Raw genomic sequence first — 26,838 nt, forward strand, 5'->3', positions numbered from 1 at the left:
TTTCGATTAGCTTTCATCCAGATCGTATATGATACGGTTCCGGAGGACAAGTAGTCCGCGTCACATGAGTGAGGTCACCCCCGCGCTCCCACACGCGTACAACAGCAGCACGAACCCAGCAGTCACAATGCGACACAGGAGTCATGGTGAGTAAAACGCACACCCAAGGTCGGGTGGCATTCGCGACCGTCGTCGGAACCAGCATCGAGTGGTACGACTACTTCCTCTATGCGGCCGCCTCGGGGCTGATCTTCAATCAGCTCTTCTTCGGCCCCCTGGGCTCGACCCTGTCGACCATGGTCGCCTTCGCAACCGTGGGCATCAGCTTCCTCTTCCGCCCCCTGGGCGCATTCCTCGCCGGTCACTTCGGGGACAAGCTGGGGCGTCGGGTCGTCCTCATCATCACCCTCATCGCCATGGGTGGGGCCACGGCCCTGATCGGCTTCCTGCCGACTTACGATTCGATCGGCATCGCCGCGCCACTCCTGCTCATCCTCCTGCGCATCATCCAGGGCGTCTCGGCCGGCGGCGAATGGGGCGGAGCCGTCCTGCTGGCCGTCGAGCACGCGGAGACCAAGCACCGCGGCCTGCGCGGCTCCTTCCCACAGATCGGGGTGTCCATCGGCCTCATCCTCTCCTCGGGAGTGCTGGCGCTGATGACCGCGATCGCGCCCGGCGAGGCCTTCCTCGAGTGGGGTTGGCGCGTGCCCTTCTTCCTCTCGATCCTGCTCGTCGGAGTCGGCTACTGGATCCGCCGAGGCGTCGAGGAGTCTCCCGTCTTCCACGAGATCGCGGAGCGCAAGGAACAGGTGTCCAACCCGCTGGGCAAGCTGTTCCGGAGCCATTGGCTCCTCGTCATCCTGGCCTCACTGGTCTTCGTCGGCAACAACGCCGCCGGCTACATGACCACCGGCGGATACATCCAGAACTACGCCACCGACCCGGCCGGCCCCATCGGACTCGACCGCGGTCCGGTGCTCTGGGCGGTGTCCGCCTCGGCGGTTTCGTGGCTGATCTTCACGATCGTGGCAGGCTCGGTCTCCGACAGGATCGGGCGTAAGAACACCTACCTGCTGGGATGGGTACTGCTGCTGATCGGCATCTTCTCCCTCTTCCCTCTGGTCAACACCGGCAGCATCTGGATGCTGCTGCTGGGACTCGTCATCCTCACCGTCGGCCTCGGCTTCACCTACGGCCAGCAGCCGGCGATGTACGCGGAGATCTTCCCGTCCAGCGTTCGCTTCTCCGGCGTCTCGGTCTCCTATGCGATCGGCTCGATCCTCGGCGGGGCCTTCGCCCCGACCATTGCGAAGGCGCTGGTGGCGGCGACCGGCACGACCGCCTCGGTGGCCATCTACCTGGCGATCATGACCGTGGTCGCCCTGATCGCCACACTGCTCCTGCGGGACCGTTCGGGCATCCCCCTGGGGCCCGATCATGAGGAAAGGCAGCTGGTGAGCCCAATCATAGGCAGCCGCACATGATGACGTGAGTAACATACGATCGTATATGAACTGCTATTATTGAGAAGTCACGAAGACGTGTGATGAACCGGAGGTTGACATGCATTTTCACCAGCACGGCTATGTGTCCGCAGACCCGCGGATCGAAGCTGCAGCAGGCTACGGGATCGATCGCCCAGAGGAACTGCCCGATGAGGTCGATGTCCTCATCGTGGGCAGCGGTCCGGCGGGCATGGTCGCGGCGGCACAGCTCTCTCAGTATCCGGAGGTCAGCACCCGGATTATCGAGAAGCGTGACTCCCGGTTGGTCATCGGTCAGGCCGACGGCATCCAGGCGCGCTCGGTCGAGACTTTCCAGGCGTTCGGGTTCGCCGAGGAGATCATTCGCGAGGGGTACCACATCATCGATATGGCCTTCTGGAATCCCGACCCTGAGAACCCCGAGCACATCATCCGCACCGGACGGCCGAAGGACGACGAGGCCGGGATCAGCGAATTCCCCCACCTCATCGTCAACCAGGCACGCGTCCTCGACTACTTCGCGCAGTTCGCCAAGCAGTCCCCCGCCCGCATCGCCCCCGACTACGGCATCGAATTCCTCGACCTGGCTGTCGACGGCGATGCCGACCGCACCAGCTCAACCGTGTCCGACCATCCGGTCTCGGTGAAGGTCCGTTACACCGCCGGCGAGCGCGCCGGTGAGGAGCGCACCATCCGCGCGGGCTATGTCGTCGGCTGCGACGGCGCGCGTTCGGGTGTGCGCAAGTCCATCGGGCGCACGATGTCCGGCGACCAGGCCAACCATGCGTGGGGAGTCATGGACGTGCTCGCGAATTCGGACTTCCCCGACATCCGCACGAAGTGCGCCATTTCCTCGAAGCACGGCAACATCCTCCACATCCCCCGCGAGGGCGGCCATCTCTTCCGCATGTACGTCGACCTGGGCGAGGTTCCCGACGATGATGCGCGCAAGGTGCGGCGGACGAGTGTCGATGAGATCATCGACAGGGCGAATGCCATCATCGCGCCGTACAGCATCGATGTGAAGGACGTCGCCTGGCACAGTGTCTACGAGGTCGGGCACCGGCTCACGGATGCCTTCGACGACACCGATGAGACGGCGGTGGATTCGCCGTCACCACGCGTGTTCATCACCGGCGATGCGTGCCACACCCACTCGGCGAAGGCCGGCCAGGGCATGAACGTGTCGATGCAGGACGGGTTCAACATCTCGTGGAAGCTCGGGCAGGTGCTCGCCGGGCGGTCCTCGCAGGAGCTGCTGCGGACCTATTCGGCGGAGCGTCAAGTGACCGCGAAGAACCTCATCGACTTCGACAAGGAATGGTCGACTCTGATGGCGACGCCGCAGGAAGAGCTGCCGGACGCGACCTATCTCGAGGACTTCTACGTCAAGACCGCCGAGTTCCCCGCCGGATTCATGACCGAATACACGGAATCGATGATCACGACCTCACCCAAGCATCAGGAACTGGCCAGCGGATTCCCGGTGGGCAAGCGATTCAAGTCCGCTCGTGTCCAGCGCAACTGTGACGCCAACTTCATCCACCTGGGCCACGAGGCCAGGGCCGACGGACGTTGGCGCGTCTACGTCTTCGCGGATTCGCCGGCACCGGTGATCGGTTCAGCCGGCACCGAGGGCACGAGTGGCGCCGAGCGCCCGAGCGGCGCCGACGGAACGCAGGGTTCCAAGGTCACGCAGCTGGCCGACTGGCTCGAATTCGATCCGGCATCTCCCCTGGTTGAATTCCGTCGTGAAGGAGACGACATCGACGCGCTCGTCGAACTCAGCGTCACCTACCAGCAGGACCACACCGAGTTCTCGTTTCCCGATGTCCCGACGGTCTTCCGTCCACACGTGGGCGAGTTCGATCTCGAGTACGTGGAGAAGATCTACGCCGCCATCCCCGAAGAGGATATCTTCGATGAGCGCGGAATAAGTCGTGACGGCGCAGTGGTCGTGGTCCGACCCGATCAGTATGTGTCGGGCATCTTCCCCTTGGACGCCACCGACGAGATCAGCGAGTTCTTCTCAGGAGTGTTCCTTCCTGCCCAGTGACGTCAGTCACTCCGAGGACCTCGACTCGGTCCGCCGGCGAACCATCGACGGATTCGCGGGCCGACTCTGCCGTCGAACCGGTAGCAGGTTCGGGCTCGAGCGCTCACCCTCATTCGTTCGGCCGACGTCTGCCGGTCCAACCGCAGATGCCGGCAGCGACGAGCGCCAGACCTCCGACAGCAGAGAGCACGAAGCCCATTGCCGGACGAGCGACTTCCATACCGCCTGTCGGCATCCCGTCGTCGGTCTGTCCGTCCCACATCATGATGGGAGGATCGATGACGGCTGCGGCGAGACCCATGAGAACAGTGACGCCGATCAGGAGGGTCGCGACAGACCACCAGCGTGGGGCGCCCACCAGCCACGGCAGCACAGCCGATGCGAGGATCAGGACCCAGACGGAGACCATTCCCGGATCGAGGTCGGTGGGATCGACCGGAGAATAGCCCAAGGACGTGATCCTCATTCTCGGCCCGTCGACATTGCCGCTGTCGAGGACGGGCACGAAGATCGTCACGATCCATGCCGCGACCGTGGCCAGCGGCAGGATTCGCGCGGCACGAACCAGTCCTCCTTCTCGGCCTCTTGTCTCGCGATCGTAGAACTCCTGGGTATTGGTTTCGTCAGCACTCATACCCATAATCATTCAGCCTGAGATGGTGCGCACGGCGTCAGGAGCGTTGCAGTTTCGGCACGTCACGCAACGTCGCTCAGCGCCCGGCGAAGGCACCGCTCGATCTGGCTGTGAGTCGAATCGCGCGAACTGTCGGCGATCGCGGTCAGTTCCTTCTCCTGGGACTTCCTCGATTCCATTTCTGTGATCGGGAAGAACGGGATCTCCACCTCTCGGGGGCCGGATCCGCCAGGCGGCGCACCGGGCCGCACGGGCTCGAGCAGTCTGGCGAATTTGAATCGCCAGTCATCATCTCCTGGTGAGGAGCGTGCAGCGCCATCGTCTGTCGAAGCCGATGATGCAGACGAAGAGGTCGATGGTCGTGGATATCTCATGCGTCTCACCAATGGGGTCGTCGACGCCTCGTATTCGCGCCCGCCGGGAGTGGTGACCTTCAGGCCTTCAGCCGTGGCTTCGTGCTTCCACCCGGGGTGCTCCTTCGTAAAGTTGCAGGCAGCGCACAGCCCCGAGCCGTTCTCCCACGACGTCGCACCGCCGGAGGCGTATCCATCGGCATGGTCGGCATGCCTGATTCGCGCATCGCACCAGGGCGTCCGGCACACGTCGTCACGATAGACGACCATCTGCCTCAGCTGCCCGGTGAATGTGCGACCGCGAGATTCCATTCCCACCAGCTGACCGTCGGTGGCGCGAGTGAACATACGGCGGATGAAGATCTCGGCGTCATTGGCGGCGACGAAGTTACGTGCGGTTCGAGCCGGGAGCGGACCATATCCCGGCAGCCAGGCGGGCACCATTCCATCGGAGAGCAGCGTTTCCGCCTCGACGACGAGATGCACCTGGGTCGGCACCGCTTCGGCACTCGTCTGTCCCGTCAAACGCTCGACGAAGGTGTCGGCCATCAGCTGGTTGTTCCTGCGTCCTTTGGCACCTCCGGATGCAGCCACCGATTCGGCCGCGCCCCTCAGCCCCTCGTAGACGGCGACGGCCTGCTGGATCGGGATGATCGCTGAGATTCGGCCCATGCCGTCATCGAGCGCGGTCATGGTCACGCGACGGTTCGCCGTCGCTTTCTGCGCCCGCTCAGCGGCCGCCTCGGCGTTCATCTCCTCTGCCAAGGCCCGGGTCTCCATACGCAGGCTCCGCAGCCCGGCGAGCCCCATACTCGTCTTCATCCGGGTGTCGACCTTGCGTCGGTCGCCACTGGGCAGGGTCGCAGTTTCATCAGCCATCACGCGGGCCTTGTCCTCGGAGATCTCCCCCGAGGCGAGCGCTTTGAATGTATTCGGCATCTCGCCCACGATCGCGCGGGAGGTGGAAAGGAACTTTCGTCCGGAACCCGGTGAGACCTTCTTCGCGAGGGCGATCTCTTCGGCGGAGCGGATTCCGCAATCACGCGCGGGAACCTGATTGAGCGCGTCTCGACGTGTGCGCAGGGCTGCGAAGGCCACCGCCTCTGCAGCCTGAGCGGACACGATGGTCGCCTTCAGCTCCTCAAGCGCCGTGATCCGTGCCAATGTCTCGGCTTCGGTCGCAGCGGACTCCTCGCCACGCAGCATGGAGGCGAAGCGGTCGATCTCGGCGATGAGATCATGATCCGCCGGTGATGTCTCCGAGACGGTCTCCGTGTCCATGCAAACACACTACAAGTCGCCACTGACACGAGATTTCCAGAGCGTTCGGCAGGACAATCGCCGAGCCGGGATCGCGCATGGATTCAACCGCGCCGTACTCTAGCCGACGTCCCTCTGGATCCGATTGAGGACCATGTCCATGGCGACGATATTGTGTCCGCCCTCGGGGATGATGATATCCGCGTTGCGCTTCGAGGGCTCGACATACAGCTCGTGCATAGGCTTCACGGTTCCCAGGTATTGGTCCTCGACCGACTGCAGCGTCCGCCCCCGTTCGACGACATCGCGCTTGATGCGCCGCAGCAGGCGGACATCGGCGTCGGTGTCGACGAAGAGTTTGATGTCGAGCAGCTCGCAGATCCGCGGCTCGGCGAAGATGAGGATTCCCTCGACGATGATCACCGGAGACGGCTCGACGAGCGTGGTGCGATCGCTGCGATTGTGGATCGAGAAGTCGTAGACGGGGCTCTCGACCGGCTGCGAGGACCGCAGCGCACGCAGATGCTCGACGAAGAGATCGTTGTCGAAGGCGTCGAGGTCGTCGTAGTTGACCTTCTCCCGCTCCTCATACGTCAGCTCATCACGCCGTCGGTAGTAGTTGTCGTGGAACAGCACCGAGGGCGGGCCCGCGCACTCGTCCAGCAGCGCCTGGGTGAGAGTCGTCTTTCCGCTGCCGGTGCCGCCGGCTACGCCCACTATCAAGGTCTCCACGGTCCAACCATCCCCTTCGGCTCTGCGGATTCGCGTTCTGACTGCCCCAAATCTATACCAGGCCCCTCGCCGAGGTGGTCCCCCGTCCCGTTCACCGGCGACGGGTGAGCTGTGCCCAGAGGTCCTGGTCGAACCTGCGTCGGGCGAAGAGCCCGGCCATATGTCTGACCGCGTTGTCGACCTTTCCCCGCCAGGCGCCCACCGCTGTCTCCGCATCGCCGAGGGACACTGCCCGGAGAATGGCACGGTCATCGGCGAGGATGCGGTCGCTGGCAGGTGAGTAGTCGAGCTGCAGGACCGAGATGAACAGGCGCAGACGCAGATTCAGCGCTTCGAATGCCCGGGTGCTCTGCCGCAGACCCGAGGCCCGGGCCAGCTCCTGCTGAAAGTGGAGGTCCGCATCCTCGACATCGATGCCGCTCTTCGTCGCCGCCGATGCCTCCACCTGCCGCAGCGCCAGCTGCACGGGCACGAAGTAGCGTTTCGGCCGCAGCGCCAGAGATCGCAGGAGCACCTCGCCCACGGCCATACGCCCGGCGTAGAGATCGAGGACGTCGAGGGTCGTAATCAGCGGGATCCTCGTCCCGCCCCGCGAGCCGTCGAGCAGCTTGTCGTCGACCATGCGACGCAGCGCGGCATCCACCGAGGACCGAGGAACCTGCATCCGCCGTGAAAGGAGCCGAGGATTGATCCGGTCACCCGGTTCGTACCCCGAGTCGATGATCTCCTCACGCAGGGCGATCGCCAGATGTTCGGTGATGGACCGTGTCTCCTTCGGCAGCCACGAAGAAATCTCCATTGAGTCAGAAGTAATGGAACTTCTGCGAGCTTCGGTCTGGCTCGACCGCCTCCACAGGACGCCCTCGAAACCGTGCCGCACTCGGGCGGAGAGCACGTCGAGCAGAGATCCGGGGATGTCGTTGCAGCCGGCAAGGCCGGACCTGGCATCGTCGAGGAACTCCGCGAACTCCCGGTGAACCGCGATTTCCGCAGCCGGAGTCCGGTCGTGGGAGGCCGCAGTCCGGTCGTGGGAGACCTCGGGCTGGTCGTGAACGATGAGTCCCCGCGTCTCCCCGAACGGGTCGAACACGATGAAGTGCTCGTCACCCCCGCCTGAGCGCAGCAGATCGAGCATCTCCGAGGCATCGGTCTGACGATGCTCGCTGTCGAATCGCTGCGGCCAGTGCTGGACTCCTGCCGAGCGCAGACCGGCCACGATGCCGGCGATGCGGCGCTGAACCCGTCGCGCCGATACTGCACTCTCGCCTCCATCTCCGCCGGAGACCCCAGCCCTGTGCGCCTCACCGGCAACGCGAATGCCGATGACGACCAGTGGGAAACCTCCCGCCACGACAGTGATCTCGTCACGGCCGAGCAGCCGATCCCTTCGCACCGTCATCCCCTGCACCGCCCGGGACACGATGCTCTGGCTCAGTCCGGTCGCCTCCGCCAGCGCCCTGGTCGAATAGTCCTTCCCGGAGATCCTCGCACCCGCGGTGGCGACGAGCGCCTCGACGACCTGATCGGCGGTGCTCTGGATCTGGGGACGGCCGCTGCGCGGGCGATCTTCGAGGTCGGAACGCGACATCCACCGGCGCAGACTCGACGGTGAGACGCCGAACTCGACTGCCACCTCGGCGATGGACGACGATGCCGTCCTGGCGACAGCGTCACGGCGCATCTCTGAGGAATACATCACTCTATTCTATTACTTCTGACTCAACTATGTCTGCGATCGTGCGCGAGATCTTCTCCCCGGATTCGCTCCGGCGCATACTGGTCTCAACGATCCCGTCAAGGTCACAGGCGACGCGGGAACGCCTGGCCCAGCACCGATCAGATCCACGGTGTCCAGCCAGACCCTCTCAGAGTTCGTCCAACAGAAAAGGAACGAGCAGTTGTTGCACACAGACTCCGATCTCGATCAGCTCACCAGTCGCTCCATCGACACAGTCCGCAGATGGCTGCGCGTGGCGACGAACAAGACCACGGCGAAGAATCCCGCCGCCGAGCGCCTCTCCGCGGTGCTCTCCGACCCGAATGGACTCGACTTCACAGTCGGATTCGTCGATCGGGTCGTGCGCACCGATGATGTCCATGCCGCCGCCGATGCACTGACAGAGGTCGGCAGGCTCGCACCCGAGACGATGTCGTTCCTCGACCGCGCCCAGATCAAGGCCGGTGCGGCACTGGCCAAGGTGGCCCCGCAGGTCGTCGTCCCGGCGGCCCGCACCCGTCTGCGCCAGATGGTCGGACACATGGTCGTCGACGCCCGCGACAAGCAGTTCGGCAAGGCCGTCTCCACGCTCACCGCCGACGGTCACCGGCTCAACATCAACCTCCTCGGCGAGGCCGTCCTCGGTGACTCAGAGGCCGATCATCACCTCGAGGAGACCCACCGACTGCTCGCCCGCGACGACGTCGACTACGTCTCCGTCAAGGTCTCCTCGGTCGCCTCCCAGATCTCGATGTGGGCCTTCGACGAGACCGTCGACTACGTCGTCGAACGTCTCCGCCCGCTCTACCAGCAGGCAGCGAAGGCACCGACAGGCGCGAAGTTCGTTAACCTGGACATGGAGGAATACCAGGATCTCGAGCTCACGATCGCGGTCTTCACCCGCCTGCTCGCCGAACCCGAGTTCAAGGAGCTCGAGGCCGGGATCGTCATCCAGGCCTATCAGCCCGACGCCCTCGGCGCCGTCCAGCGCCTGAGCGAGTTCGCCAACGAACGCGTCGCCAACGGCGGCGTCGGAATCAAGGTCCGGCTGGTCAAGGGCGCCAACCTCGCATTGGAGACCGTCCACGCGGAGATCGCCGGCTGGCCCGCAACGGTCTGCGACTCGAAGCAGTCCACCGATGCGAACTACAAGCGCGTCCTGCACTGGCTCTTCACCCCGGAGCGGATGAAGGGGCTGCGCATCGGCGTCGCCGGTCACAACCTCTTCGACATCGCGTTCGCCCATCACCTGTCCGTCGACCGGGAGGTCACCGACAGAGTGGAGTTCGAGATGCTGCAGGGCATGGCCTCGGAACAGGCCGCCGCGGTGACCGAGGACGTCGGAGACCTCCTCCTCTATGTGCCGGCAGTGCACCCGAAGGAATTCGACGTCGCCATCTCCTACCTCGTGCGCAGGCTCGAGGAGAACTCGTCCCAGGAGAACTTCATGTCCGGCATCTTCGACCTCGCCAACGGCAACGAGGTCTTCGTGAGGGAGGCGGACCGCTTCCAGGACTCCGTCAAGCAGCTCGAGGACATCCTGGCCATCGACGGGGAGAGCGCGCCCGAACCGAACCGAACACAGGACCGTTCGGCCGAGCGCGATGTTCCCGGCCCCGTTCCTGCCGAGTTCTTCAACGAGCCCGACACGGATCCCTCCCTGCCGGCGAACCAGACGTGGGTCAAGGAGATCATCGCCGAGGCGACCGCTCCCGGATACCTCGACGATCGCCCCAAGACGCCGCAGGTCGATTCGGCTGCGAAGCTCGATGAGATGATCTCCGGCGGGCGCAAGGCCGCAGAGGCCTGGCGCGGACTCGGTGCCGCAGGCCGTGGGAAGGTCCTCCATCGTGCGGCGGAGGTCTTCGCCGCCCGCCGCGGTGAGTTCATCGCCGTCGCTGCCGCCGAGGTGGGCAAGATGCCCTCTCAGTCCGATCCCGAGATCTCCGAGGCCATCGACTTCATCCGCTACTACGCACTGGGTGCCGCCGAGTTGGAGGACCTCGAGGGCGCGAGCTTCGTCCCCGACGAGATGGTCGTCGTCACCCCGCCGTGGAACTTCCCCATCGCCATTCCCACCGGTGGCACCGTCGCGGCACTGGCCGCCGGTTCGGCCGTCATCCACAAGCCGTCCAAGCCGACGCCGCACTGTTCGGCGCTCATCGTCGACTGCCTGTGGGAGGCAGGCGTGCCCAAGGACGTGCTGCAGCTGTGCACGCCCGCCGACCGGGACCTCAGCCGCCACCTGGTCGCCCACCCGGAGGTCGACCGCGTCATCCTCACGGGTGCTTCGGAGACGGCTGCCCTGTTCAAGTCCTTCCGCTCCGACCTGCATGTCAATGCGGAGACCTCCGGCAAGAATGCGCTGGTCATCACGCCCGCGGCCGATCGCGATCTGGCTGTGGCCGATCTTGTGCACTCTGCCTTCGGCCACGCCGGGCAGAAATGCTCGGCCGCGTCCCTGGGCATCTTGGTCGGATCCACCCACGACTCCGAGCGCTACCGTCGCCAACTCGTCGATGCTGCCTCGTCGATGGTCGTCGACTGGCCGTCGAACCTGTCGGCCACAATGGGACCGCTGACCGAGGATCCCTCCGACAAGCTCGAGAGGGCGCTGACCTCGCTCGAGCCGGGAGAGTCCTGGCTGCTCGAGCCCAAGCAGCTCGATGACACGGGGCGCCTGTGGAGCCCTGGCATCAAGGAAGGCGTCAAACCCGGATCGTTCTTCCACCTCACCGAGGTGTTCGGCCCGGTGCTCGGCCTCATGCACGCCCGTGACCTCGACGAGGCGATCGAGTTCCAGAACGCGCCTGCCTTCGGTCTCACCGGCGGCATCCACTCGCTCGACCCGGATGAGGTGCGCACCTGGCTCGATCGCGTCCAGGTCGGCAACGCCTACGTCAACCGCGGCATCACCGGAGCAATCGTCAGGCGCCAGTCCTTCGGCGGCTGGAAGCAGTCGTCGGTCGGGCTCGGCTCGAAGGCAGGTGGCCCGAACTACCTCATGCTCTTCGGCCACTACGTCGACGATCCCTCAAGTCTGCCGGGCGCAACCGACGCGAGTCAGAACCTCGAGCTGGCCAAGGCCGACGACGAGCGTTGGCTGGCCCGCGAATTCGGGGCGGCGAAGGACCACACCGGCCTCCGTGCGGAAGCCAACATCTTCCGTTACCGGCCCCGTCCCGTGACCCTGCGGGTGACTTCGGAAGCGTCCCTGTTCGATCTCGAAAGGTCGGTCCACGCCGCCACGTCGATCGGTTCGACGGTGCAGCTGTCCGTCGCCGAGGATGTGGCCTCCGATGTGAAGATCGCCGTCACGGATGCTTCGGTGGCCGCTCGCACCGAGTCCGCGTCGACGTTCGCCGATATGGTCGGTCGGGGCCGGTACGACGATTCCGTCGGTGCTCGCATCCGCGTGCTCGGGCCGCAGGAGCCCGAACTCCTGGCCGCGACGGCACCACGACCCGAGGTTGCCGTCATCGATGAGCCCGTGACCTCTTCGGCGCGGGTGGAGATGCGGTACTACGTGCAGGAGCAGGCGGTGTCCATGACTCTGCACCGGTTCGGCAACCCCAGCCGCGACTTCCACGAGCTGGCGGCCGAACTCAAGGCCTGATTTCAGGAGATCGCAGAGACCTTCGTCCGCACACTCTCTGCGATCTCCTCATAGACGGACAGCACGACGTCTCGGGCAGCACCGAGGATGTCGGATCCGACGCTGGTCATGACGCTTGGCCGAATCACCAATTGTGAGGGAGGAGAATGTCGATTCTTACCTGCAGAATCGACATTCTCCTCCCTCGCTTTCGGCTCTGTACCGCCACCTGGGAGCCGAACGCGGAACAGAAGATCGCGTCCCCAGATTCACCGTCCGGCGTGGTCCACGGCCTTCGGAACGATGACCATGGCTGCGAAGCCGAGGACGGCGACGAATGCGAAGAGGTAGAAGCCCCACGGGTAGGCGATGCCGGCGGTGACGAGTGCGCCGGTGATGAACGGCCCGACGATCGCCCCGATGCGACCCACGGCCGAGGCCATGCCGATCGCGGTGCCGCGCGCGGTGGGCGGGTAGATCGCGGACACGAATGCGTAGACGAGGACCTGGGCGGAGAAGACGAACACACCGGTGATGAAGACCGCGATGTTGAGCAGGATTTGGCTGGTCATCGGGATGCTCAGAGCGGCAAGGAACACGGCGGCGAGGATGAACCACATGAGGACGATCGGCTTTGTGCCGTGCTTGTCCGCAAGCCAGCCGGCGAGGACGAGGCCGACGACGGCGCCGACGTTCATCACGAAGAGCATGACGAGCGAATCCGAGACCTCATAGCCGGCATCGGCCATGATCTTCGGCAGCCAGGTGTTGAGGCCGTAGACGAGCAGCAGGCCCATGAAGCTCGCCGCCCAAACGCCGATCGTAACCAGTTTGAACCGGCCCACGAACAGTCCCGCCATCCCGGTCTTCGGAGCCACGGCCACCGCGTCGCCCCAGACCCCGGCCTCGGCGGACGGCCGGGCTTTCGCAGCCTGGGCGTCGACGAACTCCTGGGACTCCGGCAGCTTCCACCACAGCAGTGGCACGAGCACGAGTCCGGCCACGCCGCCGGCGATGAAGAGCAGGTGCCAGTTGTGGGAGTAGAAGACGGCGAGCAGAGAGATCGCGACGGCGCCGGCGTGATAACCGGTCATCGTCAGCGTCGTCGCCTTGCCTGTCTTGCCCGACTTGTTGTGCTCGCTGATGTAGGCGAGGCAGCCGGGCATCACGGCGCCCAGGGCCAGCCCGGCGATGAACCGAAAGGTCGTGAACAGCGCGACATTCGGGGAGAACGCCACCAGCAGCGTGAAGACGGAGAAGAAGAGCACGCAGAAGATGATCGTATAGCGACGTCCGAATCGGTCGGCGACCGGCCCCACCGCCGCCGCGCCGAGGCCCACGCCCACCAGGCTCAGCGTCGCCACGAGCGTCGCGGCCTCGGGGGTGAATCCGATGGCGTTCGTCGCCAGCAGTTCGGGGATCACGGCCCCGAGTACGACGAGGTCGAAGCCCTCGAGGGCAACGGCCAGCCAGCACAGGATCGCCGGCCAGCGAGTGGCGCTCGACGTGCGGGTGGCAGAGGCTGTGGCGGGTGTGGACATCGGTGTCTCCGGTCGTTCAGTCGGTCGTTCGGCGTGGAATGTCAGCAGCTCAGAAGGGGTACGGCGCGATCTGCGAGCGCATCGTGACCCACTGGGTTTCGGTGAAGGCTTCGATGTTGGCCTCAGGACCGCCGAATCGGGATCCGTTGCCGGAGTCCTTCGTGCCGCCGAACGGCACGTTCGCCTCATCGGAGACCGTCTGCTCATTGATGTGGATCTTGCCGGTGTCGACGAGGTCGGCCAACTCGATCGCCATGCCCACGTCCCCGAGGATGCCCACGGACAAACCGTATTCGCTTGAATTGACGAGCTCCGCGGCTTCTTCGAGGGTCGAGAAGCGGCTGACCGGGGCCACGGGGCCGAAGATCTCCTGTGTCCACGCCGGGTTCGACGGGCTCAGGTCGGCCAGAACCGTCGGCGGCACGAAGGCCCCGTCCCCGGTTCCTCCCGCTGCCAGTCGTGCACCATCGGCCTGGGCCTTGTCGATGATGTCGCGCACGCTGGTCCGCTGGTTGTCGTCGATGATCGGGCCCAACGCGACCTCCTCGGTGGCAGGGTTGCCGACAGGGAGATTCCTGGCCCGCTCGGACAACTGCTCGACGTAGTCGTCGTAGACGGACTCGTGGACCAGGTGGCGGCCCGTGGTCATGCAGATCTGGCCCTGATGCATCCAGGAGCCGAACGCTCCCGCCGAGGTGGCCGGACCGACCTCTGCCCCGGGGAGGACGACGAGTGCGTTGTTTCCACCGAGTTCGAGGTGGCAGCGCTTGAGGAGGCGACCGGCGGCCTCGCCGACCTTGCGCCCGGCCGCGGTCGATCCCGTGAAGGAGATGACCGAGACCTCGGGTGCCGACACCACGGCCTCGCCGGCTTCACGGCCTCCGGGCAGCACCTGAAGGAGTCCTTCGGGAAGTCCCGCCTCGGCGAAGATCCGGGCCAGTGCCACACCACCGCAGACCGCAGTCCGGGGGTCCGGTTTGAGCAGGACGGCATTGCCCAGGGCCAGCGCCGGGGCGACCGAGCGGATCGAGAGGATGAGCGGGAAGTTGAACGGTGCGATGACGGAGACGACTCCGGCGGGCACACGGCGGGAGAAGGACCAGCGGGGCTCGTTCGAGGTCAGGACCTGGCCCTTGGGGTGGCTGGGCAGGGCCGAGGACTCGTAGCAGATCGCCTCGGCGGAGCCGACTTCCAATCCTGCTTTGGCGGGGATCGCGCCGGACTCGCGGATGATCCAGTCCGAGATCTCCGCGGCGTGCTCGGCCCACAGGGCGCCGGCCCGGCGGAGGACGGCGGCGCGTTCCGCCGGTGTCGTCTTCGCCCATTCCTTCTGTGCTGCTGCCGCTCGAGTGGCGGCGGCGTTGACGTCATCGCCGTCTGCCGCGCCGAGCCTGCCCAGGGTCTCACCCGTCGCGGGTTCGACGACGTCGTAGGACTCGTCGCCCCCGGCGGTCCATGCCCCCGTGAAGATCTTGCCGTGCCACTCGGTGCCCAGGAAACTGTTCTCGCTCATGTCCTTCTCCCCTACTTCTTCTCTGGTCGGGTCTTCTCTGTGCTGACTTCGATGAAGGTCGGTGTCCCGTTCCGATGGGCGCGGTCGGCCGCCTCGGCGATCGATCGGTCGAGGTCAGCGGCGGAGTCGACGTGTTCTGCTCGCATCTGGTATCCGCGGGCGATGGAGACGAAGTCGACCTCGCCGAGGTCGAGACCCGGTGCCTTGTCGACGCCGAGCATGTCCGCGAACCAGTCGAGGGCTCCGTAGGTGCCGTTGCGCAGCAGGACGATGATGACGGGGATGTTCTCCTCGACGGCGGTGCGCAGTGCGGAGATCGAGTAGTGGGCGGAGCCGTCGCCGATGATCGCGACGACCGGCCGGTCCGGGTCGGCCAGGGCCACGCCCATTGCGGCCGGCAGTCCCCATCCGAGTCCGCCCGAGGCAGGGAAGAAGTAGGAGCCGGAGTGCCGCAGGTCCATCTGCGCCCAGAAGGCGGCGTTCGTCGACGTCGATTCGACGACGAACCGGGTGTCGGCGGGCATGGTCTCGCGCAATGACGCGAAGACCTCCTCCGGGTGGAGGACCCCGTCGATCGCCGAGGCGGCCGCGGGTTCGATCTGAATGTGGGCTTCGTGTGGGGTCCGGTCGGTCGCACCGAGTTCCCCGGCCAGGGCGCCGATGGCCTCGACGGGATCGGCGATGAGGGCGTCGCCGAAGGGGGCGCGGGCCGCGGCGGCCGGGTCGTCACCGATCTGGATGAGCTCGGTGGTCTCGGGCAGGTACTGACCGGGCTGCCACTGGTGGTAGCGGAAGACGGGTGCGCCGATGACCAGCGCCAGGTCGTGGGCACCGAGGATCTCACCGATCGGGGCGATGCCGGCGGGCAGGACGCCACGGAAGTTCGGGTGCTGGTTGGGGAACGGCAGGCGTGAGAGGGACGGCGCGGCCCAGACCGGGAGGTCGAATGCCTCGGCGAGGGCGATCGTCGTCTCCCAGGTCTTCTCGTCATCGACGTCGGGGCCGAGGACGAGGACGGGCTTCGTCGCCGTGCGCAGCTTGTCCCCGAGATCGGAGACGACGCGCGGGTCGATGGTGCCGGCCTTGGCCACGGTCCGGGAGAGCTGGTTGATCTGTGCGGCGGGGACTTCGGCGTCCCAGTCGTCGTAGGGCACCGAGAGGTAGACGGGGCCGCGTTCGGAGGCGAACACGGACTGGGAGAAGGCGCGCGGAACATCGGCGGCGCTCAGGGGTTCGAGCGATTGGTGGACGAGCGGTTTGGCCAGTGCTGCGGCGTCGACGTTGGCGAGCATGACCTCGGGTCCGATCATGTCACGGACCTGCTGACCGGCGGTGATGACGAGCTTCGAGCGGGAGATCGCGGAGTTCGTCAGCGCTCCCAGGCCATTGCCGGTGCCGGATGCGGCGTGGAGGTTGACCAGCGTAGGGCGGTCGGTGATCTGTGAGTACCCGTCGGCCATCGCGACCACCGTGGCCTCGTGCAGGCCGAGGATGTAGCGGGCGGGGAGGTCTTTGAGGAAGGGGAGCTCATTTGATCCCGGGTTGCCGAACATCGTGGTCATTCCGTGAAATGCCATGAGTTCGTGGACTGCTTGGCGTACCGAGACCGCTGTCATGGCTGCCGCTCCTTCGGGGTCGACCTTACGGGTACAGGTGATGCCGCACCTCACAGCCACAATAGTGATGGGGACCACTGGGGTGCCATCGACGGTCCATTGATTGAGAATGCGCGGAGTGAAGAGCTACGATAGCGGCCATGGCGAACTCTCAATCGGGTGATTCCATGATCGATCGGCTGGTCCGAGTCCTCGGGTCGTTCGATCCCGATCATCAGAGCCTGAGCACAGAGGAGCTCTCCGAGCGAGCGGCGCTTCCCAAATCCACCGCATACCGGCTGATCAACGACATGATGCGGCACAATCTGCTGCAGCGCGACCCCAGCGGACGGATCAGGATCGGCGTGGGGATGTGGGAGCTGTCGAACCGCGCCTCCGACGCCGTCGACCTGGCGACCGTGGCCAGGCCGTATATGACCCGTGTCCATGACTTCGTCGGCGAGAACACACAGCTGGGCATCCTCCGCGAACGTGAGGTCCTCATCATCGAGAGGATGTCGAAGCCCACCGCGGTCATCCACCGCTCGAAGACCGCCGGGAGGCTTCCCGCCCATGCTTCGTCGTGCGGTCTCGTGCTGCTTGCCCACGCTCCGAAGCATGTGCGGGAAGCGTATCTGCGCGGACCGCTGGCAGCGATCACGGAGAAGACGACCACGGATCCGGCCGTGCTGCGGAAGATGCTGGCCACGATTCGGACCTATCACTTCGCGGAACTCGTCGGACACATCGATGACGGCACCACGGGGATTGCGGTGCCCGTCTTCGACGGCAATGGGCTGACGATCGCCGGGCTCGGCGTCGTCGTCGACTCGGACAACCATGTGGGCGGGCCGGCGATCATGCAGGCCCTGCGCACCGCCTCGGCGGGGATCACGAAGGATCTCGAGGCGCAGGGTAAGTCTGTGGTGGACTGAGCCTACGTTCGGGTCGCGTATCTGGCTCGTCGCTTCTCGGCTTCGACTTCTCTGTTCTTCGGCGGCGCGTTCGTCACGAGCGCATCGAGGAGATGCTGAGTCGTGTGGGCGATCTCCTCGACAGCGGTGTCGAAGGCCTCAGTGTTGGCCCGAGACGGCTTCGCCGTCCCCGCGATCTTGCGCACGTACTGCAGCGCCGCAGCGTGCACTTCGTCCGAGGTGGCGTGGGGTTCGAAATTGTGAAGTGTTCTGATGTTCCTGCACATGATCCAACCGTACGCCGCGGGGCTGACACGGGACGGAGGACCGACGCGAGGCAGAGAAGCGACGAGGATACACTGACCGAATATCCCTACCTTGGAGGATCATGACCGTACGACCGCAGACCTCGAGCACGGCACCGACGCCTGACCAGGTGGCGAACCTGCGAACACTTCGGCACGACTTCTCACACCTGCTCATGCGGCACCGCTTCGTCATCGACGAGCTGCTGACCAAGATCTCGATTCTGCGAGAGGAGTCGGAGCACACGCACAGCTACAACCCGATCGAGCACATCGTCTCGAGGGTGAAGTCGCCGCGGAGTCTGCTGGAGAAGGTCAATCGTCGACAGCTTCCGCTCGACATCGATGTGGTCCGCACGGAGATCACCGATATTGCGGGCATCCGCATCACCTGCAGCTTCATCGCCGACACCTATCATGTGCTTGACATGCTGACCTCGCAGGACGATGTCCGAGTCGTGGAGATCAAGGACTATATCGCGAACCCGAAGCCCAATGGCTACAAGAGCCTGCACGCGATCCTCGAGGTGCCGGTCTTCCTTCGCAGCGGCCCCACTCCCGTGACCTGCGAGGTCCAGATCCGGACCATCGCGATGGACTTCTGGGCGAGCCTGGAGCATAAGATCAACTACAAGTTCGCGGGTGAGGTGCCGGATCGCCTCCTCGAGGAACTCACTCAGACCGCCGAAGTGGCCAGCCAGCTCGATCGCCGAATGGAGCAGCTGCACGCCGAGGTCCACGATGGTGAACCCGACAGCTCGGCGAGCGAGGACTTCGACGAAGAGGCGCTGCGCATCCTGTGGGAGCTGAGCAACCGCGAGCAGTGAGTGCTACCGGCGCTTCGGGCGAAATCTGCGGAACCAGGCGTCCTTGCTGGCTTCGTCTGCAGCGATGAGCTCCCAGTCGACGCGCCTGCCGCCCTGAACCTCGAAGATCCTCGTGCCGTCGCCGAGGAAGACGGGCGCAACGAAGACCTGCATCTCGTCGATGAGGTCGACTTCGAGAGCCTGCCGGGCGATGTCGGCGCTGATGATCTGGATGTCACGGTCACCGGCGATGGGCTGGGCACGATCGACCGCCTCGGCGATGGAGCAGTTCAAGGCGGTCACCGAGGCATCGTCGGCAAGTTCTTCGGGTCGATGGGTGAGGATGAACTCGGTGCCCGACCAGGCTCCCCCATAGGCCTCGGCGGTCAGTTCGTCGCGCTCGACTGCCTGCGCCTTGGCCGCGTCGTAGCCGGACCGGCCTGAGATGATGACGGCCACCTGCGATGCGAGATCCTCGACCGTGCCCTCGGACAGCGAGCCGAGGCCGGACATCCAGGACATGTCGTGGTTCGGCCCGGTGATGAACCCGTCGAGTGAACTGGTGAAACCCCATGTGACTCTGCCCATCGCTCCTCCTTGAGCAATAGTGATTGCACAATACAATCACTTGGGTTCATTCAACCACCGCCGGTGGTACGTCGCAAGAGCCCATCCGCCATCGCGTGGCCAACGAGACGGAATTTCGGCGACCTGGACAGCGCGATCGTCAACATGGCCTCGATCCACGGCTCGGTCGCCGCCGTCAACAACGGTGCCTACACCGCAGCCAAACACGGCGTCGTCGGGATCACGAAGAACGCGGCGGCCGAATACGGTGAGCAGGGCCTGCGCATCAACTCGGTGGGGCCCGGCTGCATCACGACTCCGCTGCTCGAGAACAGCATGGATGCAGAGACGTTCGAAGGACTCAAGGCCAAACACCCGCTCGGCCGCCTGGGCACCGCCGAGGAAGTCGCCAAGCTGGTGAACTTCCTGCTCTCGGACGACGCATCCTTCGTCACCGGCGCCTACTACCTCATCGACGGCGGCTACACCGCAGTGTGAGGCTCACTCCCGGTGTTGAGTGATCCCCTCGCCTCAGCTCCTGCGGAACACGCGGTGCACTCAACTCCGGGTGTTCAATTTTCTATCATGTTCAAGTATCCTGAACACATGAGTCGAATTGAACACCAGCCTCGACCCACTCCCACGTTCATAGAGCGAGCCGTGAACCACCTCGTCGAGCTCGGCCTGAGTGCCTCATGGACGAGCCACGTGGACGAGTACGAGCGAGTCATCTCCGGCGTCCTCGAAATCGGAAATGGTCAGGCACGGCACGAGTTTCCGGCCGTGGCCAGCCCGACGCCAACCAGGGCGGACGTGGCGCTGCTCCCCCACGACAGGAAGACGATTCTCATCTCGGACCGAGTATCGTCTGCTCGTGCGCAGCAACTCGATGACCGCGGATGGGGCGGATACGTGGACTCGGCTGGAAACGCTTCATTGCGCGCAGATGGGCTGATCATCGAAATCGCCGGCAAGCGGAACTCCGATGCGACTGCGCCGGTCGCAACCGCAGCCCCCTTCACCCGCGCTGGCTTGCCCGTGACATTCGCCCTCTTGTCCGTCAATGAATTCTTCGGCAGCACTCCGTCCCAACGATCTCTGGCGACGATCTCCGGAGCGTCCCTGGGAACGGTCAATCGTGTCATCCGCGCCCTGCGCGAACGCACTCCACCGATGTTGCAGGGAAGAGACAACCAGCTGCTGAGAACATCGGCGCTGGCCCAGGAATGGATCTCCGCCTACACGGCCATGCAGCCCAGATTCTGGCCAGAGGAGCGATTCACCAGCGAGATCTGGACGAGTCCTGCGGAAGTACTCGAGGCGACCCTGCCCCCTCACGCACTGCTCAGCTCGGAAGCAGCGGCTGCCCGCCTCGGCGTACCGATTCGCCCGGAGTCTGTGCTGATGCACTTCGACGGCGACGCGCGCGCCCGTCGGGAGCTCATTCGGCAAGGACGCCTCCGCAAAGCCGACGACGGCATGATCCGTATACGGCCGGCATTGTGGACGACCCCTCCGGTGCCGCCCGAGGACGGGACTGTGCCTCGGCTTCTCATCCGCGCCGATCTGCTGCTCGAGGACGATCCCCGCCTCGACGAGATACGCAGCGAATACTTCGGAGACGACCGATGATCGATCTCACCGGGCACACTGACATCGCCGTCCCCGAGGAGGTTCTCGCCGAACTGGCAGCCGTGTGTCGCGAGGCTGCCACCGACCTGCTGGTCATCGGTGCTGCGGCACGGGATCTCGTGATCCATGCCCGGCAGCGGTCTCAGCCGGTGCGTGCCACCCACGATGTCGATATTGCCGTCGCCATCCGCACCGACGACGAGTTCCGTGAACTCTCTGACCGTCTTTCTCCCAAGGGTGCGTCACCGCACAAGTTCGACGTTCTCGGCGTCGAGGTCGATGTCATTCCATTTGGTGGAAACGAGACCGATCGGACTGTGCGCTTCGCGGACGGCAGCTGTCTGAATGTCACGGGCGTTCGAGAGGCGCACGCAAACGCCGTCCTCGTGCGCATGCCGAATGGAACCGACGTTGATGTTGCCCCTCCCGCCGCTCTGACCGCGCTCAAGATACTTGCATGGAGTGAGCGCCACAATGACAATCCCAAGGATGGGCTGGACTTCGCCGTCATACTCAGCGCACTGTCCGACAGTCCTTTCGACGATGAGGTCTGGGACGACGACGAGGCGCTCGACGCCACCGGTGCAGATATCATCTCCGCCGCCAGCTACCACTACGCTCGCATCGCGGCTGAGGCCTTCGCCCCACGCGACGGAGCGGAGGTGCTCAATGTCATTAGGAACCCGGCACGACGCTCGACGCTGATCCGCCATATGCGGAGTCCATTGGCCGAAGACCTCCTCGAAGCCTATTCACGTGGGTTCGCAGTCGGCCTCGAACGCTGATGACGAATCAGCCGGGATTGCGGGGATGACACTGCGGACCTTCATGACCTGTTGCCTTCCGATCGAGCAGGGGCTTCGAGTCCGGCCCTGATCTGCTGCACATTGCCCTTGTTCCTTCCCCAGTCGAAGATCTGGAGCGGAAAGGCACACGCGCTCCGGATGCCTACGACAGTGCCGACCGACGTCTGACCGACTTGGACGGTGACCTTCTCGCCCCAACTCCTCCACGTCGTCTTGAAAGAGGCACATAGTACCCCCGGGTGCGACGTCATAATCGACCCGGCAGCGCCCTGCTGATTCCTCAGCACTTCCCATGCCCTCTGCCAGACATCGGCGGCGGCGATGGGGACGGTCATCGTCTCTTCATAGCTTGCACCCATAGGTTCAGCGTAACTATGGTCTGGTGCCCGCGACAGTTGATTTTCACCATTGGTCGTGGTCGAAGACCTGGCAGAACACGCTCGTCATCGAGTCGCTGAAGAGGACGAAGGCCACCTCGGCGATCTGCTCCCAGCGCCCGCGCTCCCGGCCATCGACGATGACAGCGTGAGCCGCCTCGGCGACGTCCCTGGCAGACCATCCGTAGACTCCCCCGCCGATAGCCGGGAAGGCCACCGAGGTGGCGCCGACTTCTTCAGCCACGTTGAGGCTTGATTCGAAGCAGGATTCGAGCACCTCGGGATCGGCCTCACCCTGACGGCGATTCGGGCCGACGGTGTGAATGACCCATGTGGCTTGGAGTGCGCCGGCAGACGTGGCGACGGCTTGGCCTGCGGGCAGGCCGCGCGGGTGGCTGGTGCGGCGGATCTCGCGGCAGGCCTCGAGCAGCTCTGGCCCCGCCGCCTTGTGGATCGCTCCGTCGACGCCGCCACCGCCCAGCAGACTTGAGTTCGCTGCGTTGACGATCGCGTCCACGGATTCCTCGGTGATGTCTCCCTCGAGTACCGTGATCTTCATGGTTGAAGTCTAGTCAGCTTGAAAATTCGGCGATAGAGGGTCGGCGGGCCCAGCGTACGCTGGCAAGACAGGACCGCCTCGGCGATGCGGACGGTCTTCGGTGGAAGGAATTGGCGAACCATGTGCAGACTTCTCGGCTACATCTCCCCCACTCCGGCGAGCGCGGCGGACCTCATCGGCACCGACGAGTGCCGGCAGTGGCAGAACCTGGGTCGACTTCATGCAGACGGCTGGGGCACCGCCTGGATCCGGCCGGACGCGGAATCTGCCGAATCGGCTCGCCCGCAGGGAACCGCCTCGGGCACCTTCGACATGGGGCCCGAATCCCAAGACACCGTGTCCCGGGGAGGACGTCTCGAGAGGTACCGGACCCCGCACGAAGGAGCCGACGACCCACATCTCACGGAAGTCCTCACCGTCCGACCGACGGTCGCACGAATTGCCCATCTGCGCATGGCCACGAACGGCGCCGTCGACCTCACCGAGAATTCGCACCCGTTCCTCGCCGACAACATCGCGCTCGCGCACAACGGGTCCATCCATCCGATCGAACGCCTACGCGAATACGTCACGCCCGCCGAGGTCGAGCGCATCGGCGGAACCACGGACACCGCGGTCCTCTTCGCACTCCTCCTGCGGCGAGTAGCCCAGGGTGAGAGCCTGTTCGACGCCACCATCGCAACCGTGCGGATGCTGCGGGCAGACTTCGACCATCCGGGGATCAACCTGCTCGTCCTCAGCGCTGAGGAGATGATCGTCGTCCATGCAACAGCGGAAACACCGATTCCGTATGAGAACTTCGACACCTCGGGCACAGACGGCGAGCTGCCACCCGACCACAAGGACCACTACTACCGGATGAGCTGGCAGCGCTTCGACGACGGAGCGATGATCGTGTCGTCCTCAGGTCTTGACCATAAGGGCTGGAGCATCGTCGAGCAGAATACGGTGATGCGGCTGACTGTGGCGGATGGCGCGGAGACCGTAGTGGGCCTGTGAGGTCCGAGTGATCTATGACAGATTGCGGCAGTTTCCGCCGATTCCACCGATCAGCCCAGCGTTGCTCGCGACGGAGGCGGGCTCCGATTGCCAGCCGCTTTCATGCTCGACCGAGAATGCGATTTCCAGTTCGCTTCCGAGACCGAGCAGTCCGCCGAGAAGGTGAGCGGGCACTTCCGTCGTGTAGGTGCCGTCGCCGGTGGAAGTGGTGTTCGACCGAAGATTGAACCCAGTTATAGGGGCCAGCACGGACCCGAGTCCACTGGTGGATGCCTCGACGGCGACATCGTCGAGTTGATAGCCCGCCGGCAGCTTCCAGTAGATCTCGACTCGGGCCCCAAGGCCGAGGAGCCCTGGTTTGAATGTGCAGGGTTGAGTCAGGACCGGTGCCGGAATCGTCGCGGCCGAGAACGACCCTGTCGCCTCCTCCGTGTCCGTCCATCCGGCCAGGGTGGAGCGCACGCCCGAGAGTCCGAGCACGAGCATGACGAGTACGAGCCCTGCGACGAGGGCACGGACTCGTCGGCTTCGAAGTGGCCGATGCCTGCGCGACTGGATCATGGCTTCCTCCGGTTGCGGGTTCGTGCGACGACGGCGGAGCCGATGGCGATGAGCACACCCGCTGCGAGCAGGATCCACAGCCATCCTTCGATGCCTGTGCGTGGGAGGTCCCCGGGAACGTCGGGTCCGGGATCACTGGGATGATCAGGATCGCCGGGGCCGAGTGAGACTTCTTCTCCCTGGCCGATCGCGGTCAGCCGCACGCTGCTTCGCTGGCCGGCGACAGCCTCGGGGTTGGCGTCCTGAGCCAATGTGACTGTCACTTGCACTCGGCGCTTTTCGTCACTGGGCATGTCGAGGAGAGGCCGATTGTCCTCGGGAGCTGCACCGAGCTCGCTGAGTGGGGTTTGACGAAGCAGCTCGTCGCCGCCGTCGGCACATTCGTCCATCGACACGATCTCCGTGCACGCTCGGACATTGACGAGCAGCTCGTCGGCGATCACTTCGCTCAGCTGCCCGGAACCGATCTCCAACTCCACGGTCCCGGGTCCCGGTGCGTCTGCCCAGAGGTCGACGGTCCAGTTCGCAGATCCTCCTGGGCTGAGGTTGAGCATCTCCGATTCGTCGCCGACGGCGCGCATCCGCAGGTACTGACCGCGCGCCTCGGCGGCAGTGTTGCTTGTGGCGGTGTCGGTTGTGGCGGCGGGCACTGACGCCGTTGGACCGAAAGCTGCAAACGGACCACTGCTCGTTGCCAACAGCAGTGCTGCAACGGGCAGGGCGAGGGCGTGCTTCGGTGTGCGGGTTACGGCTGATTGCAGCGCGACCGCGGCCTCGTCGGGAGTACTGTCTTCATCTTCGTCGTCCTCACGTCGCGGCCAGAAGGCCCAGACGACGAGCAGGGAGGCCGCGATGGTGATGCCACCGAGCACGAAGGGGTCACGGAAGGACTGGATGGCAGGCGCAACACCCGGAACGGAGAACATGACCTTCCGCACGGTCTCCGCCGTGTAGGGCTCAGGATCCTTCGCCTCGTTGGCGTCTCCCTTCATCTCGAAGGTGACCTGCCCGGACTGAGTATCAAGGATCGATGTCACCCTGTGTGTGACGGGAAGGACCTTCTCGCCGCGATCGGCGGTGATGATGTCCCCGACGTCCATCTCCTCGGCGGGGATCTCATGGACGAAGGCGATCGAACCAGCGGTGATCGTCGGGCTCATCGACCCGGTGCGAAACATCATGATCGACACGTTGAAGACGAAGCTGAGGATGACGAGGACGATGCACACCACACCCAATGCGGCGAGGATGTTGAGCAGTGCGCCGCCGAGCCACGAGGCTGGGCTCCTCCTGCCTGACCTGTGCGGTCGCTTCTGGGCCATCATGATGCACCGGCATCGCGGGGGGTCTCGACGGATTCGGCGTCGAACGTCCAGATGTTCGACGCCGAAGTGCCCTGAGCGGCATTCGGAGTGCTTGTGGGGAGTGTGACTTCGAAACAGTAGGCCGCGATGGAGCCGGAGTCTTTGCCGAGTTCCTGGGTGTCTTCGCCAGCGGCGGCGGTCAGCAGCGGTTCGACTGACGACGCTCCTCCGAAGATGAAAGGCGAAGAGCCGTCGAACGCCGAGGCGGTGCATCCATTGCCGAATGCCGCTTCCTGCCCCGGGGCAATCGATTCGGTCACCGCGCGATATTCGAGAGACCCGGCAATGCCGTCCGCGCTCCCGCTGGCGCCGGCACTCGAGACCGCGAGCTCACCGTTCATCGTGGTGTCCGGCGTCGTCCGCACGAATACCGGAGCGTAGACCTTCGACCCCGGATACATCCCGGATGCGTCGAAGGTCATCTCCGAGGTGCTGCTCCACGAGCCGTCGACGGCCAGTTCGATGTTGAACGTGCCTGCTTCGAATGAGCCCGAAGCCTCTTCGGTATCGGTCCATGAAGCCAGGGTGGCCGCCGAGCCGATGCCGTAGACGAGCCCTCCGGCGAGGACGGCTTTGATCCGGCGGTTGCGCAGAACTCGGTTCTGCCGTCGACCGCGCCAGCGGGCCTCGACGGAGACCCGCTGGCGCGGATTGGGGCCGCGCAAGGTGCCCATCGGAAAGCGCACGGAACCGGGTGTGACTATTCGGCCGAGGTGGCGGTGAACTGCCACTGGGCGTTCGTGCTCTGATCCTGGGTCAGTGTGTCATCGGCCGTGACCTTGAAGCACAGTGTGACGGGCGCACCCTCTGTGGCATCAGCACCGGCGGTGAGCTCGAAGCCCTGAGCACCGTCAGTGGAGCCGAGCGCTGTGCCTCCCGGGACAATCGAGGTGCCCGTCGCGTCTGCGGTACAGGAAGCGACGTCATCGACGGTGACGATTCCATAGGTCAGTGCCGCAGGATTGTCACCGCCGCCCGTGGCGTCTTCAAGGACCACACTCGCGTCGTAGGAGGTCTCACCGTCGAGCCGGAGGACGAAGGGGGCCGCCACCGTGTCTCCGGGAGTGAGGTTGTCACCGCCGTCGAGGTCGAAGCTCAACGACGCGGCATCATCGGAGCTCTCGTGATCGGTGAAGTCGGTTCCATTGGTGCTTCCCTGCACATTGAACGAACCGGCGCCGAAGGTTCCCTCGGCCCATTCGTTGTCGGTCCAGGCGGCCAACGTCACTGCGGCTCCAACACCGAGGACGATGCCACCGGCGAGGATGGCCTTGAACTTGCGCGAGCGCGTCGGGGACTGCGTCATTCTGACTCCTTGAAAAAGCACGTATGTGCACAGAACACCAGCATTGGTGACTTGATCATTATCATACAATTACTGTCGCACTAAAGTCATTTATCACATCTGTGCTTTCCAGCACAGAAATTATTCTCCACCCGAATCCAGACGATGTTGCACACAGCGGAC

Annotated in this window: 23 protein-coding genes and 1 pseudogene; 9 read left to right on the forward strand and 15 right to left on the reverse strand. The window is 64.7% G+C overall.

Translation table 11 applies throughout. The annotated features are described in order from the left end of the window. Nucleotides 1–143: 143 nt before the first annotated feature. Both BKA07_RS17840 and BKA07_RS17845 read left to right on the forward strand, forming a co-directional pair. Complete coding sequence (locus tag BKA07_RS17840; protein ID WP_167952372.1) at nt 144–1,484, forward strand: MFS transporter; 1,341 nt, start codon at nt 144–146, stop codon at nt 1,482–1,484. Nucleotides 1,485–1,563: 79 nt separating this feature from the next. Continuing rightward, the gene (locus BKA07_RS17845) at nt 1,564–3,540 is read left to right on the forward strand and encodes an FAD-binding monooxygenase (protein WP_167952373.1); all 1,977 of its coding nucleotides are present in this window, start codon (nt 1,564–1,566) and stop codon (nt 3,538–3,540) included. A gap of 109 nt (nt 3,541–3,649) precedes the next feature. Here BKA07_RS17845 and BKA07_RS17850 read toward each other — a convergent pair whose 3' ends face one another. The 4 genes from BKA07_RS17850 to BKA07_RS17865 all read right to left on the reverse strand — a co-directional run bounded on the left by BKA07_RS17850 (nt 3,650) and on the right by BKA07_RS17865 (nt 8,215). Next, nucleotides 3,650–4,174 (reverse strand): hypothetical protein, encoded by a 525-nt coding sequence (locus tag BKA07_RS17850; RefSeq protein ID WP_167952375.1) that lies wholly within the window; start codon nt 4,172–4,174, stop codon nt 3,650–3,652. A 62-nt stretch (nt 4,175–4,236) separates the two neighbouring features. Continuing rightward, nucleotides 4,237–5,808 (reverse strand): HNH endonuclease, encoded by a 1,572-nt coding sequence (locus BKA07_RS17855; protein ID WP_167952377.1) that lies wholly within the window; start codon nt 5,806–5,808, stop codon nt 4,237–4,239. A gap of 99 nt (nt 5,809–5,907) precedes the next feature. Continuing rightward, a complete protein-coding gene (gene udk / locus BKA07_RS17860) occupies nt 5,908–6,519 on the reverse strand; it encodes a uridine kinase (protein ID WP_342449119.1) in 612 nt (203 codons plus the stop codon). 91 nt (nt 6,520–6,610) lie between these two features. Continuing rightward, the gene (locus BKA07_RS17865) at nt 6,611–8,215 is read right to left on the reverse strand and encodes an FCD domain-containing protein (RefSeq protein WP_167952379.1); all 1,605 of its coding nucleotides are present in this window, start codon (nt 8,213–8,215) and stop codon (nt 6,611–6,613) included. Nucleotides 8,216–8,417: 202 nt separating this feature from the next. Here BKA07_RS17865 and BKA07_RS17870 point away from each other — a divergent pair, with 202 nt between their 5' ends. Beyond that, the gene (locus tag BKA07_RS17870) at nt 8,418–11,852 is read left to right on the forward strand and encodes a bifunctional proline dehydrogenase/L-glutamate gamma-semialdehyde dehydrogenase (RefSeq protein ID WP_209044021.1); all 3,435 of its coding nucleotides are present in this window, start codon (nt 8,418–8,420) and stop codon (nt 11,850–11,852) included. Between the two features lie 248 nt (nt 11,853–12,100). Here the strand turns inward: BKA07_RS17870 and BKA07_RS17875 are convergent, their stop codons facing one another. Genes BKA07_RS17875 through mdlC form a run of 3 tightly spaced genes read right to left on the reverse strand, consistent with a single transcriptional unit; the run spans nt 12,101 to nt 16,501 of the window. Next, nucleotides 12,101–13,372, reverse strand: a complete 1,272-nt coding sequence (locus BKA07_RS17875; RefSeq protein WP_167952381.1) for an MFS transporter — start codon at nt 13,370–13,372, stop codon at nt 12,101–12,103. Between the two features lie 49 nt (nt 13,373–13,421). Continuing rightward, complete coding sequence (locus BKA07_RS17880; RefSeq protein ID WP_167952383.1) at nt 13,422–14,885, reverse strand: benzaldehyde dehydrogenase; 1,464 nt, start codon at nt 14,883–14,885, stop codon at nt 13,422–13,424. A gap of 11 nt (nt 14,886–14,896) precedes the next feature. Then, nucleotides 14,897–16,501: a benzoylformate decarboxylase gene (mdlC, locus tag BKA07_RS17885; RefSeq protein ID WP_167952384.1), complete on the reverse strand. Its 1,605-nt coding sequence runs from the start codon at nt 16,499–16,501 to the stop codon at nt 14,897–14,899. Nucleotides 16,502–16,641: 140 nt separating this feature from the next. Between mdlC and BKA07_RS17890 the strand changes: the two genes are divergently transcribed. Then, nucleotides 16,642–17,415, forward strand: coding sequence for an IclR family transcriptional regulator (locus BKA07_RS17890; RefSeq protein WP_167952386.1), 774 nt, complete (start codon nt 16,642–16,644; stop codon nt 17,413–17,415). Between the two features lie 2 nt (nt 17,416–17,417). On the opposite strand, the gene BKA07_RS17895 is transcribed toward BKA07_RS17890, so the two are convergent. Then, a complete protein-coding gene (locus BKA07_RS17895) occupies nt 17,418–17,681 on the reverse strand; it encodes a DUF2277 domain-containing protein (protein WP_167952388.1) in 264 nt (87 codons plus the stop codon). 101 nt (nt 17,682–17,782) lie between these two features. Here BKA07_RS17895 and BKA07_RS17900 point away from each other — a divergent pair, with 101 nt between their 5' ends. Further along, nucleotides 17,783–18,526: a GTP pyrophosphokinase gene (locus BKA07_RS17900; RefSeq protein ID WP_167952390.1), complete on the forward strand. Its 744-nt coding sequence runs from the start codon at nt 17,783–17,785 to the stop codon at nt 18,524–18,526. A gap of 3 nt (nt 18,527–18,529) precedes the next feature. On the opposite strand, the gene BKA07_RS17905 is transcribed toward BKA07_RS17900, so the two are convergent. Then, nucleotides 18,530–19,093, reverse strand: a complete 564-nt coding sequence (locus tag BKA07_RS17905; RefSeq protein ID WP_167952392.1) for a dihydrofolate reductase family protein — start codon at nt 19,091–19,093, stop codon at nt 18,530–18,532. Between the two features lie 117 nt (nt 19,094–19,210). Here BKA07_RS17905 and BKA07_RS17910 point away from each other — a divergent pair. The 3 genes and pseudogenes from BKA07_RS17910 to BKA07_RS17920 all read left to right on the forward strand — a co-directional run. Beyond that, nucleotides 19,211–19,570: pseudogene (locus BKA07_RS17910) on the forward strand (SDR family NAD(P)-dependent oxidoreductase); the annotation flags it as partial. 108 nt (nt 19,571–19,678) lie between these two features. Beyond that, nucleotides 19,679–20,704, forward strand: coding sequence for a type IV toxin-antitoxin system AbiEi family antitoxin (locus tag BKA07_RS17915; protein WP_167952394.1), 1,026 nt, complete (start codon nt 19,679–19,681; stop codon nt 20,702–20,704). Next, nucleotides 20,701–21,489, forward strand: a complete 789-nt coding sequence (locus BKA07_RS17920; RefSeq protein ID WP_167952395.1) for a hypothetical protein — start codon at nt 20,701–20,703, stop codon at nt 21,487–21,489. The genes BKA07_RS17915 and BKA07_RS17920 overlap by 4 nt, the downstream gene beginning before the upstream one ends. Nucleotides 21,490–21,530: 41 nt before the next feature. Here BKA07_RS17920 and BKA07_RS17925 read toward each other — a convergent pair whose 3' ends face one another. Beyond that, complete coding sequence (locus tag BKA07_RS17925; protein WP_245162008.1) at nt 21,531–21,869, reverse strand: hypothetical protein; 339 nt, start codon at nt 21,867–21,869, stop codon at nt 21,531–21,533. Nucleotides 21,870–21,912: 43 nt separating this feature from the next. Continuing rightward, nucleotides 21,913–22,446, reverse strand: a complete 534-nt coding sequence (locus BKA07_RS17930; protein WP_167952397.1) for an O-acetyl-ADP-ribose deacetylase — start codon at nt 22,444–22,446, stop codon at nt 21,913–21,915. Nucleotides 22,447–22,566: 120 nt separating this feature from the next. On the opposite strand from BKA07_RS17930, the gene BKA07_RS17935 reads away from it, so the two are divergent. Beyond that, on the forward strand, nt 22,567–23,445 hold the full coding sequence (locus BKA07_RS17935; protein WP_167952399.1) for a class II glutamine amidotransferase: 879 nt from the start codon (nt 22,567–22,569) through the stop codon (nt 23,443–23,445). Between the two features lie 12 nt (nt 23,446–23,457). On the opposite strand, the gene BKA07_RS17940 is transcribed toward BKA07_RS17935, so the two are convergent. The 4 genes from BKA07_RS17940 to BKA07_RS17955 are packed head-to-tail and all read right to left on the reverse strand — an operon-like array spanning nt 23,458 to nt 26,676. Beyond that, nucleotides 23,458–24,006: a hypothetical protein gene (locus tag BKA07_RS17940; protein WP_167952401.1), complete on the reverse strand. Its 549-nt coding sequence runs from the start codon at nt 24,004–24,006 to the stop codon at nt 23,458–23,460. Beyond that, on the reverse strand, nt 24,003–25,331 hold the full coding sequence (locus BKA07_RS17945; RefSeq protein ID WP_167952403.1) for a signal peptidase I: 1,329 nt from the start codon (nt 25,329–25,331) through the stop codon (nt 24,003–24,005). The genes BKA07_RS17940 and BKA07_RS17945 overlap by 4 nt, the downstream gene beginning before the upstream one ends. Beyond that, nucleotides 25,328–26,101 carry a SipW-dependent-type signal peptide-containing protein gene (locus BKA07_RS17950; RefSeq protein WP_167952404.1) on the reverse strand — a complete coding sequence of 258 codons (774 nt, stop codon included), beginning with the start codon at nt 26,099–26,101 and terminating at the stop codon, nt 25,328–25,330. The genes BKA07_RS17945 and BKA07_RS17950 overlap by 4 nt, the downstream gene beginning before the upstream one ends. Further along, nucleotides 26,071–26,676 carry a SipW-dependent-type signal peptide-containing protein gene (locus BKA07_RS17955; protein ID WP_167952406.1) on the reverse strand — a complete coding sequence of 202 codons (606 nt, stop codon included), beginning with the start codon at nt 26,674–26,676 and terminating at the stop codon, nt 26,071–26,073. Before BKA07_RS17955 ends, BKA07_RS17950 begins: the two co-directional genes overlap by 31 nt. Nucleotides 26,677–26,838: the final 162 nt, after the last annotated feature.

Origin of the sequence: Brevibacterium marinum (genome assembly GCF_011927955.1) — a bacterium.
In the GTDB taxonomy this organism is placed as follows: Bacteria; Actinomycetota; Actinomycetes; order Actinomycetales; family Brevibacteriaceae; genus Brevibacterium; species Brevibacterium marinum.

Excerpts from the sequence above, each read along its gene's own strand:
- BKA07_RS17840 (WP_167952372.1), top strand. The coding sequence starts at position 144 with ATGGTGAGTAAAACGCACACCCAAGGTCGGGTGGCATTCGCGACCGTC.
- BKA07_RS17845 (WP_167952373.1), top strand. The coding sequence starts at position 1,564 with ATGCATTTTCACCAGCACGGCTATGTGTCCGCAGACCCGCGGATCGAA.
- BKA07_RS17850 (WP_167952375.1), bottom strand. The coding sequence starts at position 4,174 with ATGAGTGCTGACGAAACCAATACCCAGGAGTTCTACGATCGCGAGACA.
- BKA07_RS17855 (WP_167952377.1), bottom strand. The coding sequence starts at position 5,808 with ATGGACACGGAGACCGTCTCGGAGACATCACCGGCGGATCATGATCTC.
- BKA07_RS17865 (WP_167952379.1), bottom strand. The coding sequence starts at position 8,215 with ATGTATTCCTCAGAGATGCGCCGTGACGCTGTCGCCAGGACGGCATCG.
- BKA07_RS17875 (WP_167952381.1), bottom strand. The coding sequence starts at position 13,372 with ATGTCCACACCCGCCACAGCCTCTGCCACCCGCACGTCGAGCGCCACT.
- BKA07_RS17880 (WP_167952383.1), bottom strand. The coding sequence starts at position 14,885 with ATGAGCGAGAACAGTTTCCTGGGCACCGAGTGGCACGGCAAGATCTTC.
- mdlC (WP_167952384.1), bottom strand. The coding sequence starts at position 16,501 with ATGACAGCGGTCTCGGTACGCCAAGCAGTCCACGAACTCATGGCATTT.
- BKA07_RS17890 (WP_167952386.1), top strand. The coding sequence starts at position 16,642 with ATGGCGAACTCTCAATCGGGTGATTCCATGATCGATCGGCTGGTCCGA.
- BKA07_RS17895 (WP_167952388.1), bottom strand. The coding sequence starts at position 17,681 with ATGTGCAGGAACATCAGAACACTTCACAATTTCGAACCCCACGCCACC.
- BKA07_RS17900 (WP_167952390.1), top strand. The coding sequence starts at position 17,783 with ATGACCGTACGACCGCAGACCTCGAGCACGGCACCGACGCCTGACCAG.
- BKA07_RS17905 (WP_167952392.1), bottom strand. The coding sequence starts at position 19,093 with ATGGGCAGAGTCACATGGGGTTTCACCAGTTCACTCGACGGGTTCATC.
- BKA07_RS17915 (WP_167952394.1), top strand. The coding sequence starts at position 19,679 with ATGAGTCGAATTGAACACCAGCCTCGACCCACTCCCACGTTCATAGAG.
- BKA07_RS17920 (WP_167952395.1), top strand. The coding sequence starts at position 20,701 with ATGATCGATCTCACCGGGCACACTGACATCGCCGTCCCCGAGGAGGTT.
- BKA07_RS17925 (WP_245162008.1), bottom strand. The coding sequence starts at position 21,869 with ATGGGTGCAAGCTATGAAGAGACGATGACCGTCCCCATCGCCGCCGCC.
- BKA07_RS17930 (WP_167952397.1), bottom strand. The coding sequence starts at position 22,446 with ATGAAGATCACGGTACTCGAGGGAGACATCACCGAGGAATCCGTGGAC.
- BKA07_RS17935 (WP_167952399.1), top strand. The coding sequence starts at position 22,567 with ATGTGCAGACTTCTCGGCTACATCTCCCCCACTCCGGCGAGCGCGGCG.
- BKA07_RS17940 (WP_167952401.1), bottom strand. The coding sequence starts at position 24,006 with ATGATCCAGTCGCGCAGGCATCGGCCACTTCGAAGCCGACGAGTCCGT.
- BKA07_RS17945 (WP_167952403.1), bottom strand. The coding sequence starts at position 25,331 with ATGATGGCCCAGAAGCGACCGCACAGGTCAGGCAGGAGGAGCCCAGCC.
- BKA07_RS17955 (WP_167952406.1), bottom strand. The coding sequence starts at position 26,676 with ATGACGCAGTCCCCGACGCGCTCGCGCAAGTTCAAGGCCATCCTCGCC.